The organism is Tissierella sp. MB52-C2, from assembly GCF_030931715.1.
Taxonomy (GTDB): Bacteria; Bacillota; Clostridia; order Tissierellales; family Tissierellaceae; genus Tissierella.
Genome location: NZ_CP133261.1, coordinates 3,445,272 through 3,465,488, shown reverse-complemented (window position 1 = coordinate 3,465,488; position 20,217 = coordinate 3,445,272). Strand labels below are relative to the sequence as shown.

Sequence of the window (20,217 nt, the reverse complement as noted above, 5' to 3'; positions counted from 1 at the left end):
TTTGAATAATAATGATAAAATAAAGAAAAGCATAACAGAAAGTATAGTAATAATATCTATTATGGCCTTGTACATAGTTTACGGAATTCATTTCTTACCTTTATTGATGTTGTTTATCCCATTACCTTTCATAGTTCTAGGCATAAGAAATAATATATATGTCAATGCCATTAGTATGGTAATATCCTTTATAATAGTAGGAGCGCTTCTTGGGTTTGCATCCAATGCATTACTTATCCTAATTTTTCTACCTTTAAGTCTTGTGATAAACTATTGTATAATAAAAAGAAAAACTACTATGGAAATCATATCGATCTCCACCTTAATATTTTTTCTTTCTATTGTAATATTAATGTTTCTTGGAGTGAAAATATCTGACTTAGACTTAACTAAACAGTTAGAAAATGACTTTACTCAAATATTAACTATACAGATAGATATGTTTAAAGACATGGGAATGACAAATTATGAGATACTCCAGACTAAAGATTTATTGGAAAGTGCATATAGAAGTCTTATAGTTCTCATTCCATCTATGATAGGAATACTCTCTTTAGTTACAAGTTCTATTAATGTATTTTTATCATCATTAATTTTGAGGAAAATGGGATATGGTGCAGTGAAAACCATAGGATTTTCTAAGTTTAAATTACCTAAAAATATTATTCCAGGAGTTGGAGTAATGTTTGTGGCAGCTTTTATAATAAAGCAACTGGGGATAGAGTACCACGATGCCCTGTTATTTAATATTACATTTTTAGTTAGCTTTGTATTTTTAGTTCAAGGATTAGCTGTTGTAGATTTTCTTTTAAAGAAATCTAAAGTTCGCTTAGTATTTAGGATTTTAATCTTGGGTATGATGACCTTATTCATACCTATGAGCAGTATTATATTATTTATAGGTATATTAGATACAATATTTGACACAAGAAAATTAAGAAGATCGAAATCCTAATAGGGGGATTAATATGGATAAAAAAAATATATTTAAATGGCTAGAAGACAATGTAAATCTTATAATCATTGGAGTTTTACTTGTGATAATATCGATTTACCAACCAATATTGGCGGTAATAGGTGTAATTCTGTTGGGATATTTAATTTTTCATAGTATAAAAAATACCCATAAACAGGAGGAAGCTTTTAAGAGACACGTGGAAGGCCTTGCAGATGAATTTGAGTCTGCAACAAAGCACGCTATATTTAATATGCCATTTCCCTTGGTTATGTTAGATGACAATAGGGCAATATCATGGTATAATACTCCATTTTTAAAAATGATAGACGATGAAGATATATTAAATAAAAAGATATTAGAGTTAATTCCAGGAATTAGTCTAGAGGGTATATTTAAGGAAAATGATTTAAAACCCTTAGATGTAAAATATGAAGATAGAATCTATAAGGTATATCCTAATATAGTAGATACAAGAAAAACTAATAGTACTAACAATATGATAGTAATGCTTTATTTCGTTGATAATACTAATTTTGTAGGTTTGGAAGATAGATATAATAGAGAAAGGCTAGTAGTAGCATTGGCCTATGTGGATAATTATGATGACGTAAAAAATAGTACTCCAGAAGTAAATAGACCCTTAGTAATGGCAGAAATAGATAAAAATATTAACTCATATTTTGCTAAGTATAACGGTGTAGTTAGAAAATATGAAAACGATAAATACTTTATAATAATGGAAAATCATGCTTTTAAAAGCATAGAAGCAAAAAAGTTTGATATATTAGATCAATTAAGGGAATTGAATTTAGGAAATGCAATTCCTATTACATTAAGTATGGGAGTTGGTGCAGGTGGGAATACTCCATTTGACTCCTATGAAAAGGCAAGAGCGGCCATAGATGTTGGCCTTGGGAGAGGTGGAGACCAAGCTGTTGTTCAAGTTGGCAGTCAATTAAGCTTCTATGGTGGTAAGACAAAGGCCATAGAAAAGAGAAATAAAGTAAAATCAAGGGTCATAGGATATGCCTTAAGACAGCTTATAGACCAAGCTGATAAAGTATTTGTAATGGGACATAAAAATCCGGATATGGACTCCTTTGGTGCAGGAATAGGAATATTACGCTGTGTAAGTGATAGAGATAAAGAAGGATATTTAGTTTTAAGTGGAGAAAATCCATCTATTAAAAATGTTTATGAAAAAATGGAGAAAGAACAGCCAGAACTTTTGGAGAGGATTATAACTCCAGAAGTGGCCTTAGAACTAATAAATAATAATTGCTTAATGGTGGTGGTAGATAACCATAAACCTAGCTTTACAGAAGCACCAGATCTTTTAGATCATACAGATAAGGTAGTAGTCATAGATCACCATAGGAGAGGTGTAGAATTTATAAAAGATCCTGTCCTTACTTACTTGGAACCCTATGCATCTTCTACCTGCGAGTTAGTTACAGAAGTATTGTCTTATATGAGCAATAAAATCAATTTAACTAAGTTTGAGGCAGAGGCATTAATGGCTGGTATAACTGTAGATACAAAGAATTTTAGCTTTCAAACAGGAGTTAGAACTTTTGAAGCAGCTTCTACATTAAAAAGAGCAGGGGCAGATACTACAGTGGTAAGACAATTATTTAGAGATGATTATAATACATTTATATATAAAGCAGAAGTAATAAAGTCTTCTAGGATTATATTTGAGAAAATAGCCATAGGTAGACTTGAAACACAGATGGATGATTCACTTTTAATAGCTGCACAGGCTGCAAATGAGCTTTTAAATATAAATGGTGTAGAGGCTTCCTTTGTAATGACCTATGTAAATAATAAACTTCATATTAGCGGAAGGTCACTGGGAAATATATCTGTACAATTAATCCTAGAGGAATTAGGTGGAGGTGGACACTTAACTAGTGCCGGTACTCAATTAGATAATATTAGTATGGATGAAGGAGAATCCATACTTACTGAAACAATAGATAAATTTTTAAGGGAAGGTGAAGAAGAATGAAGGTAATATTAATGAAAGATATAAAGGGTTTAGGTAAAGCTGGGGATTTGGTAAACGCAAAGGATGGTTATGCTAGAAACTTTTTATTGCCAAAAGGCGATGCAATAGAGGCAACTCCAACTAATCTGAAAAAATGGGAAGAAGAAAAAGCTGAGCAAGCTCAGAAAAAAGCAGAAGAAAATAAAGCTGCATTAGAACTTAAAAAGAAGATAGAATCCATTACAGTAGTAATTAAAGGTAAATCAGGGGAAGGTGGAAAATTATTTGGTTCCATTACTTCAAAGGATATAGCTGATGGATTAAAAGCACAACATAAAATAGATATAGATAGAAGAAAAATAGAATTAAAGGATAATATTAAATCCCTTGGCAATACTCAAGTAGACGTAAGAGTATATGCTGAAATATTAGCAAAATTAAATGTTAGTGTAAAAGAATAGTAGGGTGATTAAATGGAAACAGCACTAATTGGACGAGTTCCACCTCATAGCCTAGAAGCAGAACAATCGGTATTAGGAGCTATGATTTTAAATAAAGAAGCTATAAATACGGCAATAGAAATCATTAGACCAGATGATTTCTACAAAGAAGCCAATAAGGAAATATTCGAATCCATATTAGTATTATTTAATAAAAATGAACCAGTAGATTTAATTACTTTATCAGAAGAATTAAAAAGGCGAGGAACATTAGAAAATATTGGTGGTGTTACTTATCTTGCGAATATTTCCAGTAGTATAGCAACGACTGCCAATGTGAAATATTATTGCAAAATAGTAGAAGAAAAATCTATTCTCAGAAGGCTAATTAATTCCTGCGATGATGTAATTGCTAAATCCTATGAGAATTCAGATGAAGTAAATACCATAATAGAAAAGGCTGAAAAGTCTATATTTGATATTACTCAAGGAAGACATAGAGAAGGATTTTCTCCTATTAGTGAAGTGTTATTAGATAGCTTTTCTCAGATAGAAGAAAGAGCAGCAAACCAAGGAACTTTAACTGGACTTACGACTGGATTTATAGACTTAGATAACAAATTATCTGGGCTTCAAAAATCAGACTTAGTCCTATTGGCGGCTAGACCTTCCATGGGAAAAACTGCCATATCTGTAAATATAGTAACTAATGCTGCCTTAAAAGCTAGTGCAAGTGTAGCAGTATTTTCCTTAGAGATGTCTAAGGAACAGCTAGTACAGAGAATGATTTCTGCCACAGCCCATGTGGATCTTCAAAAGATCATATCAGGAAGACTTGAAGAGGAGGAGTGGCTGCAGGTTATAAATTCTATGGGTCCTTTATCTCAGGCAAATGTTTTTATAGACGATACACCAGGGATTTCATTGATGGAAATGAAAGCTAAATGCAGAAGGTTGAAAATAGAAAAAGGGCTAGACCTTGTTATGATAGACTATTTGCAACTGATGCAATTAGAAGGTAAACAGGAAAGTAGACAACAGGAGATTTCAACAATTTCTAGAGGTCTAAAGGCATTGGCTAAGGAGATGGACTGCCCTGTAATAGCCTTATCACAGCTAAGCCGTGCCCCAGAACTAAGAACTGATCATAGACCTATATTATCTGACCTTAGGGAGTCTGGAGCCATAGAGCAGGATGCTGACGTAGTACTTTTCCTATACAGGGATGATTATTATAATGAGGACTCAGAAAAGAAAAATATAGGAGAAGTAATTATAGCAAAACATAGAAATGGACCAACTGGAAGTATTGAATTAGTATTTAAGAAAGAATTTACTAAGTTTGTTAATATGGTAAGAGAATAAGAATTGACAATGGACAATGAAATTAAAAATTAAATACTTTATTTATATAAGGATATTATGGAATTAAAGGATTTATATATATTTTAGAAATAATAGGATTACAATAAAAAAGTATCATTGTAATCCTTTATCTTATCTTTATTTGCCTTGTTCTAGAATTGTCAATTGATACAACGGGGTGATCTTTTGGAAGTTAAAGGGAAGAGAATTACAATAAGGGAATTAAAACTTGAAGATGTATTTAATATGAAAAATTGGGGCTTTCATGAAAATACTTTAATAGAAGATTATAATTTTCCACCAATGAACGATAAAGAAATAAAACTATGGTATAAAATGAAGACCGATAGGTTATTTAATAAATACTATGGTGTGTTAAATGAAAATAATCAACTAATAGGATATATGGGCATAAAAGATATAAAAGTAGTTAGAAGGGAATCTACTTTAGGAATAGTTCTTGATCCAAACAATGTGGATAAAGGATATGGAACAGAGATTTTAGATACATTTCTGGAATATTACTTTACTGAAATGAAAATGAGAAAGATGATACTGGAAGTAGCAGAATTTAATAAAAGGGCTTATAGAGTATACGAAAAAATAGGATTTCTTCCTACAGGTTATTATCTTGATGAATTCTTTGATTCAGAATTAGACTTAACAGACCCATACTATTTGGAAGCAAAATCTTCTTTTGTAATAACAGATAAAAAGATATATAATTATATCTACAAAATGGTTGTAGATAAGAAAAGATTTTTTAAACTAAGGAAAACGATGTAGGAGTTGATAAAATGAGTTTCACTCTTGAAACTACGGATATGGATTTAGGTGATACCCCTATAGAAAACATATTTATAAATGACTTTATGCCCATGGCCAATGGAACTTATGTAAAAGTTTATTTATTAGGATATAAATATGCCCATGATAAAGATGAGAAAATAGAGGTAACAAACCAAACCATAGCGAAACATTTAGAAATACCTTTGGAAGATGTATTGAGAGCTTGGGACTTTTGGGAGAGCAAGGGAATAATAATTAAGATACCAAATGAAGAAGAAAATAAGTATAACTATAAAGTGAAGTTTCTAAATCTAAAGCAACTATACATAAAAAATAATCTAAGTCTATTTAGTACAAAAGAAAATACTATACAGAAGCCAAAGAATATTACACCTAAGGAATTAATTGATGCAAATCAAATACCGGCCATAAACAAAATGTTTAACCAAATAGACTATATAATTAGAAGACAAACTGTAACTACTGAGAAACAAAAGATATTATCATGGATAGAAAATTATAATATGAATCCAGATGTAATAGAAAAGGCCTTTTTCTATGGAGTGGAGAGAAAGGGAGTTAAGAGCCTGAACTATATAGAAGGTATCATAAGAAATTGGTATGATAATGGACTTACAAATATGGAAGCCATAATAGATTATTTTAAAACTCAAGATGAAAGATATTATAGATACCAAAGAGTAATGAAGTCATTAGGACTAGATAAAAGACCTATTTCAGAGGGTGAAATGACTGTAATAGATAAATGGTTTGATAAATATAGGTTCTCCTTAGATATGGTTCTAAAGGGCTGCGAGTCTTCATCTAAGGTGGCAAACCCTAGTGTCAACTATATTGACGGAGTAATGACATCTTGGCATAATAAGGGAATACAGACCTTAGAAGATATAGAAGAAAAGGATAGACCTAAGGAGAAAAAGGAATACAAAATAGCAAGACCCGGACAAAATAAAAACACACCACTTAAAACAAGGTTTCATAATTTTGAACAGAGAACAGATAAATATACTTCTGAAGAACTTGAAAATATCGCAAGAAGAAAGAGGGAAGCATATAATCAAAAAGCAAAAGGAGAAGCTTAGAGATGTATAAAGATATATTAAAGGAATTATCAACTGAATATGAGAGAAAAAGAGATAGACAATTAAGTGAGCAGAGAATTAGGAAAGAAAATGTCTATAAAAAAATACCTGCCATTAAAAGAATTGATGAAGATATATTTAAGGCAGGACTTTCCATGTCTAAATACATAATAGGTAATCCCGATAAATATATGGAAGCAGCAGAAAAGGCTAAAGAGATAATAGAAAAATTAAAGATGGAAAAGGCATATTTATTAACAGAATCTAATATTTCAGCTGATTATATGGATATAAAATATGAGTGCGAAAACTGTAAAGATACAGGATATTTAGATAATAGCAGCCAATGTAACTGTTTAAGACAGGCCTTAGTCTCTAGAGCATATAAAATGTCAAATATAGAAAACTCTTTAGAAATAGAAAATTTTAAGACCTTTAATATTAATATATTTAAAGATGAACCCTTTGGAAATGAAATAATGACACCAAGGCAAAATATGCAGGATATTGTAAGTATTGCAGAAGGATTTATCAGCAATTTTAACGAAAACAATGGAGACAATTTGCTATTCTATGGAACTACAGGTTTAGGAAAAACTTTTCTTTGTAGCTGTATAGCCAAGTCTCTCTTAGATAAAAATAAAATAGTCATATATCAAACTGCATTTACAATACTTGAAATAATAGAAGGACATAGATTTAGAAGGGATACCAAGTCTAATGATTATGAATATAATTCATTATTTGATGCAGATTTATTAATAATCGATGATTTAGGCACTGAAGTAGCCAATACTTTTACAAATGCAGAAATCTTCAATATAGTAAATACAAGAATAATAGGAGGTAAAAAGACTATAATATCTACAAACCTAACTCCAAAGGAAATATCTGAGACTTATACAGATAGAGTATTTTCTAGAATATTAGATAAGTTTATTCCATTGAAATTTTATGGACCAGATTTAAGATGGGAATAGCTTTTAGTAAATAATAAATAGTAAATCTGGGGGTTAGATAATGGATGCAGGTGAAAGAAGACAGGAAATCATTAATATATTAAACAAATCAAAGGATCCAGTAAAAGGTACAGAATTAGCAGAAAAATTACAAGTAAGTAGACAAGTAATAGTTCAAGATATTGCAATACTACGGGCGAAAGGGGAAAATATATTTGCCACACCTCAAGGATATTTGATGCCTAGGATTTATGAAAAAGATAGGCTAATAAAAACTATAGTGTGTAATCACCAAAATAATTATGAGTTAGAAGATGAATTAAGAACTATAGTTAATTTAGGTGGAAAGATTATAGATGTAATAGTAGAACATCCTTTATATGGAGAAATAAAGTCTCAACTACAAATAGGGTCGAGACATGATTTAATGCTATTTATGGATAATTTAAAGACAACTAAAGCGGAGCCCTTATCCTCACTAACAGATGGTGTTCACTTACATACTATAGAAGTAAATAGCGAAGAAGTATTTCATAAGATAAGAGAAGCACTTTCAAAGAAAAAATACTTGATAAAAGAATAATGAGATGATATATTTATATATATAGCTGACAAGACAGCTGTAAATACAACTTAACTCGGGGGTGTCGGAAATAGCAAAATCACAGGGAAGTCTAAGAGATTATTTTGTTAAAATATTAAACGGCATGGCTTTAGGACTTTTTTCATCTTTGCTTATCGGACTTATAACTAAACAATTAGGAACTTTATTTAATATTAATGCTCTTGTTCTATTTGGGTCCATAGCACAAAAACTAATGGGACCAGCCATAGGAGCAGGAGTAGCGTATAGTGTAGGTGCTCCGCCATTAGGAATATTTGCTTCAGTAATTACTGGGGCCATAGGAGCAGGAAGTATTACTTTTGATGGAGCTACGGCAATTATAAATACAGGAGAACCTGTGGGGGCATTTGTGGCGGCTTTAGTAGGAGCAGAGTTTTCTAAATTAATTGGTGGCAGAACTAAGGTAGATATAGTATTAGTCCCTCTATCCACCATTGTATTAGGTGGACTTGTAGGAATTCATATTGGCCCATATATGACAGCAGTAATGAATTTCTTTGGAAATATAGTGAATACAGCAACAGAAATGCACCCAATTCCCATGGGAATAATAGTTTCAGTAGTCATGGGAATAGTTTTAACACTTCCAATAAGTTCAGCAGCATTGGCCATATCTTTGGGATTATCAGGATTGGCAGCAGGAGCTAGTACAGTAGGATGTGCAGCAAATATGATTGGATTTGCAGTGGCTTCCTATAAAGAAAACGGTTTCGGAGGTTTTATAGCTCAAGGATTGGGTACTTCAATGCTTCAAGTTCCAAATATAATAAGAAATCCTTTAATATGGATGCCTGCCATAGTATCATCGGCTATTTTAGGACCTATATCTACATATGTTTTGAAGATGGAAGGAAATAGCATAGGTGCAGGTATGGGTACCAGTGGGTTGGTAGGTCAATTTGCTACTATAGATGCAATGGGCGGAGATTCTAAGACTTTAATTTTAATTTTTGTAATGCATTTTTTATTGCCTGGACTAATATCCTATGTAGTATCACAATGGATGAGGAAAAAGGGATTAATAAAATTTGGAGATATGAAATTATAAACTTTTTGAATATATTGTTTTAAGAAACTCCCATGGGGTATAAAAAAAACAGGAGGACGAGCCTCCTAACTAAAGATAAAATAATTAAAGAACAAAAGATGAGAATATCCATTAGAAAATCTAAATTTAGATTTTCTAATGGATATTTGCATTTTAACAGAGGAATTTAGTAAAAATCGGTACTCTTGCTTGCTATACGGAAACCAGATAATTAAGGTTTAATTAAGGTTTCTGTTAATAAGATTTAAACTTACCCTGCTATACTCATAATGAAAATAAAAAAATGAGGTGAACAATATGTTTAAAAAAGGATTAACAGGATTTCAAATAAAACTCATTGCACTTTTTCTAATGGTTTTTGATCATGTGCATTACTTTTTTTCGTTTACTAATCAGGTGCCTCTATGGTTTACATGGATAGGGCGTGTAGTGGCTCCGATATTTGCCTTCATGACTGTGGAAGGCTTTGTCCATACACGCAATCGTGCCAAATATATGGCTAGACTCTACGTGGGATCATTGATAATGGTTCTTGGAAATCAATGGATTACAAGATGGTTTCCACGTAGTGATAATGCTGCTCTTATGGCAAATATTTTTGCGACTCTCTTTTTAATTACTGTTTACTTAACGATTATTGATTATTTAAAAAAAGGTATAAAAGAAAGACGCATCATGTCTGTAGTGCTGGGCATTTTGGGATTGGTATTGCCCGTTGCCCTTGGTATATTTATGATGATGAACCTTCATATTCCAGGGATGATTCATGCAGTTTTCCTATTACCAACCCCAATATTTGTTGAAGGCGGTCCAATATTTGTGGGATTGGGAATCTTGTTTTATTTAACACGTGATAAAAAAACACTTCAACTGATTTTATATGCGCTGGTATCCATTGCCCTAATACCGTGGCAGAATTTTTCATTACAGGGTCTACTTTATAATAATTTCCAATGGTTGATGATTGGTGCTCTACCTCTTCTAGCACTTTATAATGGACAAAGAGGGAAGGGCATGAAGTACTTGTTCTATGTATTCTATCCAGTTCATATCTATGCTTTATACATTTTATCTACTTTTTTCGTGTAGATTATTTAACACATGGCGCTGAAATTGGGTATACTATACCTATATTAAGAATAAGGGAGCGGTATTATGGATGTGCTATTCAATAAAAAGATACTTGTTGTAGATGATGAAGTTGAGTTGCTGGAGATAATCGAACATGCTTTGAAATTAGAAGGTTTTACTTATGTTAAAACTACAAATACAGGTGTTAAAGCTTTGGAAGACTTTCATAGCTGGCAACCAGATATTGTGATTTTAGATGTAATGTTGCCTGATATTCAAGGCCATAATCTATGTAAGACCATAAGAGAGACTTCACAGATTCCCATTATTTTTGTATCTGCAAAAACGGAAGAAGTGGATCGAATTGTGGGATTTGCAATAGGGGCAGATGATTATGTGACTAAACCATTTAGCCCAAAAGAACTTGCATATCGAGTAAAAGCACATTTGAAACGCTCAGAATCTATAGCTGATACACAGGATATTGAAACTATCCATTTTGGACCATTTAGGATGATTCCTTTAAAAGGCGAACTTTTTAAGGAAGATGAAGCACTTGTGCTACAGCCAAAAGCCTATAAGCTATTGGAATATTTTGCAAAACATCCTAATTTGATTTTAAGTAAGGAGCATTTATGTGATGCAGTCTGGGGAGAGGATTATATTGGATTTGACAACACAATTATGGTACACATTCGAAGAATAAGAGAGCAAATTGAAGTAGACCCATCAAATCCAGAATATTTAATAACAGTAAAAGGGCTTGGCTATAAGTTAGTAGTAAAGGATAAATAATATGAGATTACATTTAACTCTTAAATATTTAATGAGTATTATTATGGTTATCATTGTAGTAGTATTGGTCAACGGCCTTATAACTTTTGGCCTATTTCATTTTGGATCTAGGGAATCCTATTCCTATGGTATTGCTAATGAACGCTACATTAGTCCAGAAGATTATGTTAGACAGTTTTTTAAGCATATTAGCTTAGAGGAAGGACAGTTTTCCTTAGACAAAAATGCACAGCGTTCTTTAATCCAAAATAATGCTTGGATCCAGATACTCGGTACAGATTATAATGTGATTTTTCAATTCAATGGGCATGAAGAACTTCCACAGATATACACTCCAATGACCTTAGTGCATAATTATAAATACGCCAATCCAGATACGATGTTTGTAAGTGAGGTGTCTTTTGAGGAAGAGACCTATACCTATTTAATTGGTATGCCATATAGAGACCTTCAAAGGACGTTTTTTACCTTTAATAAAAATTATTTTGCCAGTATTATAGGTGGAATTATGCTGCTTATTTTTGCTGTGGACATAATTTTAGGGTTGCTCTTTGGCATGGGTTTTAGTAGGGGTCTAACAAGACCTGTAGGAGAAATGATCAAAGGTATAGAGAATCTGACTGGGGGACATTACAACCAAGTTCTGTCAACAAATGGATTATACGGCTCGGTTTTTTCTAATATCAATAAACTGTCGGGCCAATTACAAGCCAATGAAAAAGAACGTGTTGCCATAGATGTCATGCGAGAAAACTGGATCTCTAATATATCCCATGATATAAAAACGCCATTGGCGTCTATTCGTGGATATGGAGAATTGCTTCGTAGTGATGAAAGCATTTCAGTAGAGAATATGCATCGTTATGCAAAGATTATTGAGGATAAAGCACTTTATATCTCAAACCTAGTAGATGATTTAAATCTAAGTACGAGACTAGAGAGTGGATATTTGGTGTTAAATTTACAGAGGGTAAATATGGTGACTTTGTTAAGAGATATTGTTATTGATGTGCTTAACGGTGTAGATATGTCTAATGTTCATTTGGATTGGTATTGTGATGAAACACAGATTTTATGTCAGCTTGATCCTGTACTTTTTAGACGAGCCATAAATAACATCTTATATAATGCTATTACACATAATGACAGATCAGTGAATATTAATGTGAAATTAACTTATGAGGAAAATAAAATTCACATACAGGTGGCTGATGATGGTAAGGGAATCTCACCAGAGGATTTGCCATATATTTTCAATAGACATTATCGAGGCACAAATACTTCTAATACAGTTGAAGGAACGGGTTTAGGTATGGCTATAACTAAGCAGATTATAAAAGTCCACGGAGGCGAAATCAGTGTAGAAAGTAAGTTTGGAACGGGTACATGTTTTGAGGTTGTTCTTTTTAACTAAGCCATTATATCCATGTTGACTGTGTTTTGAGTATTTTAAAACTAAAAAATCAATTATGCAATCATCCATACTTCTATTTTCTCATAAATTTTAATAAAACCTTTATAAATACCTATATATGAGATATATTAAATAGTCTAATATAGATTTTTAAGATTGTCTGCTCTATAAAAACCGTTATGCTCCATTTAGACAAATATATAATAGAAATAAATTAAAAAAATTATGAATTTTTCATCAAGATATATCCGTTTAAATCTTATTTTTATTATAAATTAAACAAAAAGTAAAAAGTTATCCTTGACAATTCCAAATATTGTGTTATAATATCTATAATTAAAATTAAATACTAGGCAAAGAAGGGAAATAGTAAGTATATAGCTTTTTTAGAGAGTCAATGGTTGGTGAAAATTGGCAAAGTGAAATATTGAATCCGTCCTAGAGTCTATGAATTTCGAGTGAGCCTTCGGGCTAACTAGGGTGGCAACGCGGGTAACTCTCGTCCCTAATATTTAGGGATTGAGAGTTTTTTTTATGACCTAACCCGATTTGCGTTTTTTGCAAATCGATGGTAGGTCAAACGCACCTCCGCTGTCCGTTTTGTCTGCAACTCGCTATCGCTCATTGGACAAAAAGGCAATGAGAACCAAATCTATACGAGCGTAGCGAGTGAATAGATTTGAGTTGCGAAACTGTGGAAAATGCCTAACCCGATTTGTGTTTCGGGACTGTGGAAAATTTAAGGAGGTTATAATCATGTTAGATATTAGAAGAATTAGATCAAATCCAGAGGAAGTAATAAAAGCTTTAGGAAAGAGAAAAGGTGAATTTCCTATTGATAAGGTTTTAGAATTAGATGAAAACAGAAGAAATATCCTTGTAGAAGTAGAAGAAATGAAGGCGAAACAAAATGCAGGGTCAAAAGAAATACCTAAACTTAAAAAGGAAGGTAAAGACCCAGCACCTATTTTCGCTGAAATGAAAGAGTTATCAGAAAGAATAAGAGAATTAGATGTAAAAGTAAAGGAAATAGACGAAGAATTAAGACAGACTTTACTCCAAATACCAAATACACCTAATGAATCTGTAATAGAAGGTAAAGACGATACAGATAATGTAGAAATAAGAAAGTTTGGAGAACCAAGAAACTTTACTTTTGATGCAAAGGCTCACTGGGATATAGGTACAGATTTAAATATATTAGATTTTGAAAGTGCCACAAAGATTACAGGTGCTAGATTTACAGTTTTTAGAGGTTTAGGTGCAAGGCTTGAAAGAGCTATTACGCAGTTTATGCTAAATCTTCACACCACTGATCATGGATTTATTGAAATGGCTACTCCATTTATGGTAAATAGAGATAGTATGATAGGTACAGGTCAATTACCGAAATTTGAAGAAGATATGTTCCATTTGCCTAGTAAAGATTATTTCTTAGTGCCAACAGCAGAAGTTCCTCTTACAAATTTGCTGCGAGATGAAATCTTAAATGAAAAGGATTTACCAATATACTATACAGCGTATACTCCTTGCTTTAGACAAGAGGCAGGAGCAGCAGGAAGAGATACTAGAGGACTTATTAGAAATCACCAATTTGATAAGGTTGAACTAGTTAAATTTGCAAATCCAGAGAACTCCTACGAAGAGTTAGAGAAATTAACTTTAAGTGCAGAGGAAGTATTAAAAAAACTTAATATACCTTATAGAGTCGTTGCATTATGTAGTGGAGACTTAGGATTTTCAGCTGCAAAGACTTATGATATAGAAGTATGGATGCCTTCCTATGGCAGATATGTGGAGATTTCAAGCTGTAGTAACTTTGAAGATTTCCAAGCAAGACGTGCAAATATTAGATATAGAAAAGAAGAAACAGGCAAAGTAGAGTTTGTTCATACTCTAAATGGTTCAGGTCTAGCTGTAGGTAGAACTTTTGCAGCAATTCTTGAAAATTATCAAGAAGAAGATGGAACAGTAATAGTCCCAGAGGTATTAAGACCATATATGGGAGGATTGGAGAAAATAGAGAAATAGAGTATATTATAAAGAGCTAGATAGAATCTATTCTAGTTCTTTATTGATTTCTATTATATAATCAGAGACTAAAAAGAAATTATATGATAAAATAAAGAAAAAGCATTGCAGAGAGGTGGTAAATTGAAAAACAAAAAATTAATAATAAATATAACAATAATTCTATCTTTAGTGTTCATGTTTAATGCCTTTGCCTATGGAGATAGTACAAAGGTTGTTACACTGGGGAAAAACTTAAATGAAGATCAAAGAAAACAAATGTTGAATCTTTTCAATGTAAATAAAAATGAAGCTACTATAATAGAAGTAAATAATGAAGAAGAAAGAAAATACTTAGAAGGGGTGGCAAGTGAAGGACAACTTGGAAAGATAACCATATCATCTTCCTATGTTGAGCTATTAGAAGAAGGTTCTGGTATAGATGTACAAACATATAATATCTCTTGGGCAACAGAAGAAATGTACAGTAGTGCACTTATTACAGCAGGTGTAAGAGACGCTAAAGTCATAGCAGCCGCTCCATATCCGGTTTCAGGAACAGGAGCCCTTACTGGTATACTAAAGGCTTTTGAACAGGCAACAGGTATAGAAATAAGTGAAGACCAGAAGAAAGTAGCCAATGAAGAAATTATTCAAACAGGAGAATTGGGAGAAATAATAGGTAAAGAAAAGGCTAGTGAATTAATTAGAGAAGTAAAAGAAAAGGTTATAGAAAAGAATGTAAAGGCTCCAGAGGAAATAAAAAAGATTATTATTGAAATTGCAGGAAAATTGGATATAAATTTAAATACAGATCAAATAAAAGATATTACAAAATTAATGGAAAAAATAGGTAATCTAGATCTAAATACAGAACAAATTAAAGAACAACTAAAAGGCATTGGTCAAAAACTTGATGAAACATTAAAAAATAATGAAGAAGTGAAGTCATTGCTTCAGAAGATATTAGATGCCATAAAAGAGTTTTTTAATTCTTTGTTTAAAAGAAAATAATAAAAAACCTAGGGTTATATAATCCTAGGTTTTTTAATTATATCAAAAGTTTTCATTGATAAATTTTCTATATATAGGTAATATTAATATATGGAGGGATATTATGAAAAAATTTAGACTATTCATTATAATTGTAATGTTTATATTATCATCAGGATGTAGACTAGAAAGTCAGCAATTAAACCCAGATACAATAGTCATTAAAAACTCAAATGGAGTAGATGAATCAAATATAAACAAATATAAAATAGACGTAGAATTAGATGCTGAAACCATGACATATACTGGAAAACAGACTCTTATCTATACTAATAATACAGATGTAGATTTAGAAGAACTATATTTCCACCTTTATCCCAATGCCTTTAAAACCTTGGAAGATGCACCTGTTTTATTTAATTTAGGAGAGAATATAGATTCTTTAAATTATAGGGGGGGCTTTATAGATATAGAAAAAGTAAGTTTTGAAAATAAGGATTTAGAATGGAATATAGATAAGGATGCAGATACTATTCTTCATGTAAGACTTAATGAAACATTACAAAAAGGTGAATCAACGGAAATCTATCTAGAATATAAGGTGAAATTACCCACTACAAAGGATAGATTTGGATACCATGATAAGGGAATAAATTTTGGAAACTGGTATCCTATAGTCTGTGTATATGATGAAAAAGGCTGGAACTTAGACCCATATTATAAAATAGGAGATCCTTTCTATAGTCAGGTATCTGATTATGATGTAACTATTACAGTACCTAAGGAAATGATAGTTGCCTCCAGTGGAAAAATCTTATCAGAAAAAGAAAGCAAAGGTAAAAAGATATATAATATTGAAGGAAAGCTAATAAGAGATTTTGCTTGGGTCGCAAGTAAAGATTTTGTAGTTAAGGAAAAGAAAGTAGATGATACAATAGTTAAGGTTTATTCAGTAAATGATAATTCTCATATGATAGATAAGACCTTAGAAATAGGAGAGCAATCTTTATTAACTTTTAATAGAATCTTTGGCAAATACCCTTATGGCATATATTCCATAGTAAATACAGAATTTCCTTCTGGTATGGAGTACCCTGGTATAGTCTTTATATCTAATGATTATTTTTATAGACATTTAACAAGTATATTGGAAAAAGTCATAGTCCATGAAACAGCCCATCAATGGTGGTATGGTTTAGTGGGAAACAATCAAGTAGCTGAGGCCTGGCTAGATGAAAGTTTAGCCACATATTCAGAATTAATATATGTAAATGAAACTAAGGGAGAAAGAGAAGCTAAGGATTATTATAATGAAAATATAAAATTAGGATATGAATACGCAACTCAATATAAGTATATAGGAAATGAAGTAGTAAATAAACCTTTAGAAGAATTTGCAGGATGGGATGATTACTCTATCCTAGTATATCTAAGAGGTGCTATGTTTATAGATAGAATAAAAGAAGACTTTGGAGAAGAAGTACTATATGAGATATTAAGTAAATACTATGAAAGATATAAATTTCATATAGCAACAACTGAAGATTTTATTAAAGTCTGTGAAGAAGTGACAAATACATCCTTTGAACCTTTAGTAAAGGAGTATTTAAAAGGTAATAAATAAAATAAAGCAGAGAACATTGAACTGCACCCTGTCAAGTAGACAATTTAAATAAATAAAATATTCTAAGCAGCATGAGCTCTGTATTCAAGTGGACTCATGCTGTTTAATCTTTCTTGTAACCTTTTGTTGTTATAAAATTTTATGTAGCCTTTAATATCATTTTTCAATTCTTCATAGGTATCATATTTCCCTTTAAGATAATATCTTTCTGATTTTAATATCCCCCAAAAATTCTCCATAGGACCGTTATCAATGCATTTACCAGCTCTTGACATACTTTGCTCCATACCATTTATCTCCAGTCTTTTTCTAAACCCATATGAGGTATATTGGTAGCCTCTATCACTATGAAATAAAGGTCTTGCACCAGGATTGGATTCAATGGCTTTATCAAATGTTCTAAATACTAATGAATTATTGTTTCTATGTCCGATTTCATAAGCAACAATGCTATTATCATAAAGGTCTAAAATGGCACTTAAATAGGCCTTCTTGCCAACACCATACTTAAATTCTGTAACATCGGATAACCATTTTTCATTAAATTTAGATGCTGAGAATTCTCTATTTAATTTGTTTTTTGCAATTTCTTCAGCGGACACTTTTATATATCTTTTCTTTTTGACTCTAATTACTGATTTTAATCCCAATATTTTCATAAGTCGATATATTCTTTTATGATTATATTTACTATTTAATTTACGATTGATATTCATGGTAATTCTTCTATAACCATAGATCCCATCTACTTCTTCATATAAAGAGATAATTTCTTTAATCAAACCGTCATTAATTTTCTCATTTTTGTTTCCGTTGTATTAAGCCATTTATAATAGGATGATCTTGAAATATCTGCTATCTGACATAAGGAAGTTATGGAATAATTATTCTCTTTATTCAGGAGTTCTATGGCTTCATATTTAAGCTTGGATAAATATGAGCCTAATACCCCCTCCTTTCTAGCTCCTGCAACTTTTTTAGAAAATCATTTTCCATTCTTAATCTTTCATTTTCTTTTTTTAATTTCCTTAATTCATTTTTTTCTTTATCTTCTAAACTTAATTCTACTTTAGCCTTACCCCTACAATCAATAAGTCCATCCTCTCCTAGTTCTTCAAACTTTCTAACCCACTGATAGACTTGTTGATATGAAACTTCATAAGTTTCCGAGGTCTCTTGATAATTTTTATTTTGATTTATACAGTATTTAGCGATCTCTATTCTTTCTTCTAGACTAGTCTTTCTACCTTTAGTCATAACAGCATCAACCCTACCTTTTGTAGTATTTAATTCGTTATGACTATTATACCTTTTAATCCATCTCTGTAACGTTGAATGTGATGATATTGCATACTTTCTACAAATATTTACTTGTGAATCCCAACCATTTAAGTATTCTAAAACTGCTTTCTCTTTTAATTCTTTGGGATATTTTTTCCAGGTTTTACTTTCTTCCAGAGATTCAATTCCGTATGTTTCGTATAAAAACTTCCAATTTGAATAAGTTGATTCAGAAATATTAAATTTTTTACAATAATCTTCTATAGACAACTCACCAAATTCTATTCCTTTTAAGATGGCATATTTCTGTTCTTTAGTATACTTACTTCTTTTAGACATAAAAAACTCCCCTTTGGTATCAGATTTTTTTATTTAATCTGTCTACCATAAGGGGAGCATATCACATACCAGGTTCTCTGCTTTATTTTATTTACTCTCATTATTTAATATTTGTAGTAAATATCTAATACATTATATAAATATAGATATTTTTTTGTTACAATAGGTATGGAGGGGTTTTATGAAAAGACTATTATCAATTTTATTAATTTTAATGATTACAATAACAAGTACCATATCTTATGGAGATAACATAGATACATATATTCCTATTATTTTAGAAGAAAATCTAAGGTCATATATTTTAGCTGACTTTGAAACTGGTGAAATATTAGAACAATATAATATAGATGAAGTAGTAGAAATAGCAAGTATATCTAAGTTAATGTCTTATTTGGTAGTAATGGATAAAGTATCAAAGGGAGATATTTCCTTGGACGACATTATAACCATAGATAAAGATACTACAAAAATAAAAGGGTCTAGTTTTAAAGTAAATGTAGGAGAAGCATTTTCAGTAAAGGAATTAATTGATGCAGCTATAGTTGTATCTGGAAATGATGCAGCATATGCATTGGCAAAATATGTAGGGGGAACAGAAGAAAATTTTGTAAGGTTAATGAATGAAAAAGCAAAAGAGATAGGTATTAGCCATGGGGAGTTTTATAATTCTACAGGACTTCCAATACAAGGAAAAGATTTACAAAATAAAATGACCACAAAGGAAATATTTCTTTTATCCCAATATATAATTAGCAAATATCCTGAGATATTGGATATTTCTACAATGAGGGCAATAGAAAATATAGATAGAAATTATTTTGAGTTAAATACTAATCCTCTATTAAATGAAATAAAAGGTGTAGATGGTTTAAAGACAGGCTTTACAAATAAGGCAGGATATAGTTATGTATCCACATTTACCATAGACGGTAAAGCTACAGAAAGTAAAGATTTAAGACTTATAGCTATAATAATGGGTGCTAAGGATTTTGAAAAAAGAAATATAATGTCTAAAATTCTAGTAGAATATGGGATTCATAACTACTCTCATAAAATATTTTTAGATGAGAATACCACATTAAAAACTTTAGAATTTCCCAAAGGAGATATTACAAAAGTAGATATATTCCCTGAAGAAGAATTTTCAAAATTAATAAGAAATGATGAAAATATAGATGTGAATATAGATATAGATGAAAATATAAAATTACCTATAAAAAAAGATACTGTCATAGGGAAGGCTAAGGTAGTAGAGAATGGCAATATAATATTTGAAACAGATATTTTGATTAAGGAAGACGTAAATAAAGCTAAGTGGTATACAATTATTAAGAGATACTTTGAAAGATTATTTGGCAAAGAATAGTCTTCACAAATTTAAATATGATATAATATCTTACAATATTATAT

16 protein-coding genes and 1 pseudogene are annotated in these 20,217 nt (G+C 31.2%); 16 read left to right on the top strand and 1 reads right to left on the bottom strand.

Features of this window, described 5'->3' with window-relative positions:
• Nucleotide 1 precedes the first annotated feature (1 nt).
• From RBU61_RS17395 to RBU61_RS17325, 15 genes are all read left to right on the top strand, one after another.
• Nucleotides 2-955 carry a DUF2232 domain-containing protein gene (locus RBU61_RS17395; protein ID WP_308876921.1) on the top strand — a complete coding sequence of 318 codons (954 nt, stop codon included), beginning with the start codon at nt 2-4 and terminating at the stop codon, nt 953-955.
• Nucleotides 956-968: 13 nt separating this feature from the next.
• Nucleotides 969-2,969 (top strand): DHH family phosphoesterase, encoded by a 2,001-nt coding sequence (locus RBU61_RS17390; RefSeq protein WP_308876920.1) that lies wholly within the window; start codon nt 969-971, stop codon nt 2,967-2,969.
• A complete protein-coding gene (gene rplI / locus RBU61_RS17385) occupies nt 2,966-3,409 on the top strand; it encodes a 50S ribosomal protein L9 (RefSeq protein WP_308876919.1) in 444 nt (147 codons plus the stop codon). Before RBU61_RS17390 ends, rplI begins: the two co-directional genes overlap by 4 nt.
• A gap of 12 nt (nt 3,410-3,421) precedes the next feature.
• Nucleotides 3,422-4,753 (top strand): replicative DNA helicase, encoded by a 1,332-nt coding sequence (dnaB, locus tag RBU61_RS17380; RefSeq protein ID WP_308876918.1) that lies wholly within the window; start codon nt 3,422-3,424, stop codon nt 4,751-4,753.
• 186 nt (nt 4,754-4,939) lie between these two features.
• Nucleotides 4,940-5,539: a GNAT family protein gene (locus tag RBU61_RS17375; protein ID WP_308876917.1), complete on the top strand. Its 600-nt coding sequence runs from the start codon at nt 4,940-4,942 to the stop codon at nt 5,537-5,539.
• Between the two features lie 11 nt (nt 5,540-5,550).
• Entirely contained in the window at nt 5,551-6,645 is a 1,095-nt protein-coding gene (locus RBU61_RS17370) for a DnaD domain protein (RefSeq protein WP_308876916.1), read from the top strand.
• Between the two features lie 2 nt (nt 6,646-6,647).
• Nucleotides 6,648-7,625 carry an ATP-binding protein gene (locus RBU61_RS17365; RefSeq protein WP_308876915.1) on the top strand — a complete coding sequence of 326 codons (978 nt, stop codon included), beginning with the start codon at nt 6,648-6,650 and terminating at the stop codon, nt 7,623-7,625.
• 40 nt (nt 7,626-7,665) lie between these two features.
• Nucleotides 7,666-8,187, top strand: a complete 522-nt coding sequence (locus tag RBU61_RS17360; protein WP_308876914.1) for a transcription repressor NadR — start codon at nt 7,666-7,668, stop codon at nt 8,185-8,187.
• Nucleotides 8,188-8,248: 61 nt separating this feature from the next.
• Nucleotides 8,249-9,277, top strand: coding sequence for a PTS sugar transporter subunit IIC (locus RBU61_RS17355; RefSeq protein WP_308876913.1), 1,029 nt, complete (start codon nt 8,249-8,251; stop codon nt 9,275-9,277).
• 297 nt (nt 9,278-9,574) lie between these two features.
• Nucleotides 9,575-10,366 carry a TraX family protein gene (locus tag RBU61_RS17350; RefSeq protein WP_308876912.1) on the top strand — a complete coding sequence of 264 codons (792 nt, stop codon included), beginning with the start codon at nt 9,575-9,577 and terminating at the stop codon, nt 10,364-10,366.
• Between the two features lie 66 nt (nt 10,367-10,432).
• Complete coding sequence (locus tag RBU61_RS17345; protein ID WP_308876911.1) at nt 10,433-11,143, top strand: response regulator transcription factor; 711 nt, start codon at nt 10,433-10,435, stop codon at nt 11,141-11,143.
• 1 nt (nt 11,144) lies between these two features.
• Nucleotides 11,145-12,557 carry a HAMP domain-containing sensor histidine kinase gene (locus RBU61_RS17340; protein ID WP_308876910.1) on the top strand — a complete coding sequence of 471 codons (1,413 nt, stop codon included), beginning with the start codon at nt 11,145-11,147 and terminating at the stop codon, nt 12,555-12,557.
• A gap of 756 nt (nt 12,558-13,313) precedes the next feature.
• The gene (gene serS, locus RBU61_RS17335) at nt 13,314-14,588 is read left to right on the top strand and encodes a serine--tRNA ligase (protein WP_308876909.1); all 1,275 of its coding nucleotides are present in this window, start codon (nt 13,314-13,316) and stop codon (nt 14,586-14,588) included.
• Nucleotides 14,589-14,711: 123 nt separating this feature from the next.
• Nucleotides 14,712-15,581 carry a DUF1002 domain-containing protein gene (locus RBU61_RS17330; protein WP_308876908.1) on the top strand — a complete coding sequence of 290 codons (870 nt, stop codon included), beginning with the start codon at nt 14,712-14,714 and terminating at the stop codon, nt 15,579-15,581.
• A gap of 103 nt (nt 15,582-15,684) precedes the next feature.
• Nucleotides 15,685-17,184: a M1 family metallopeptidase gene (locus RBU61_RS17325; protein ID WP_308876907.1), complete on the top strand. Its 1,500-nt coding sequence runs from the start codon at nt 15,685-15,687 to the stop codon at nt 17,182-17,184.
• A 62-nt stretch (nt 17,185-17,246) separates the two neighbouring features.
• On the opposite strand, the pseudogene RBU61_RS17320 reads toward RBU61_RS17325, so the two are convergent.
• Nucleotides 17,247-18,804 (bottom strand): annotated as a pseudogene (locus tag RBU61_RS17320) (IS3 family transposase).
• A 181-nt stretch (nt 18,805-18,985) separates the two neighbouring features.
• Between RBU61_RS17320 and RBU61_RS17315 the strand changes: the two are divergent.
• The gene (locus RBU61_RS17315) at nt 18,986-20,173 is read left to right on the top strand and encodes a D-alanyl-D-alanine carboxypeptidase family protein (RefSeq protein WP_308876906.1); all 1,188 of its coding nucleotides are present in this window, start codon (nt 18,986-18,988) and stop codon (nt 20,171-20,173) included.
• Nucleotides 20,174-20,217: the final 44 nt, after the last annotated feature.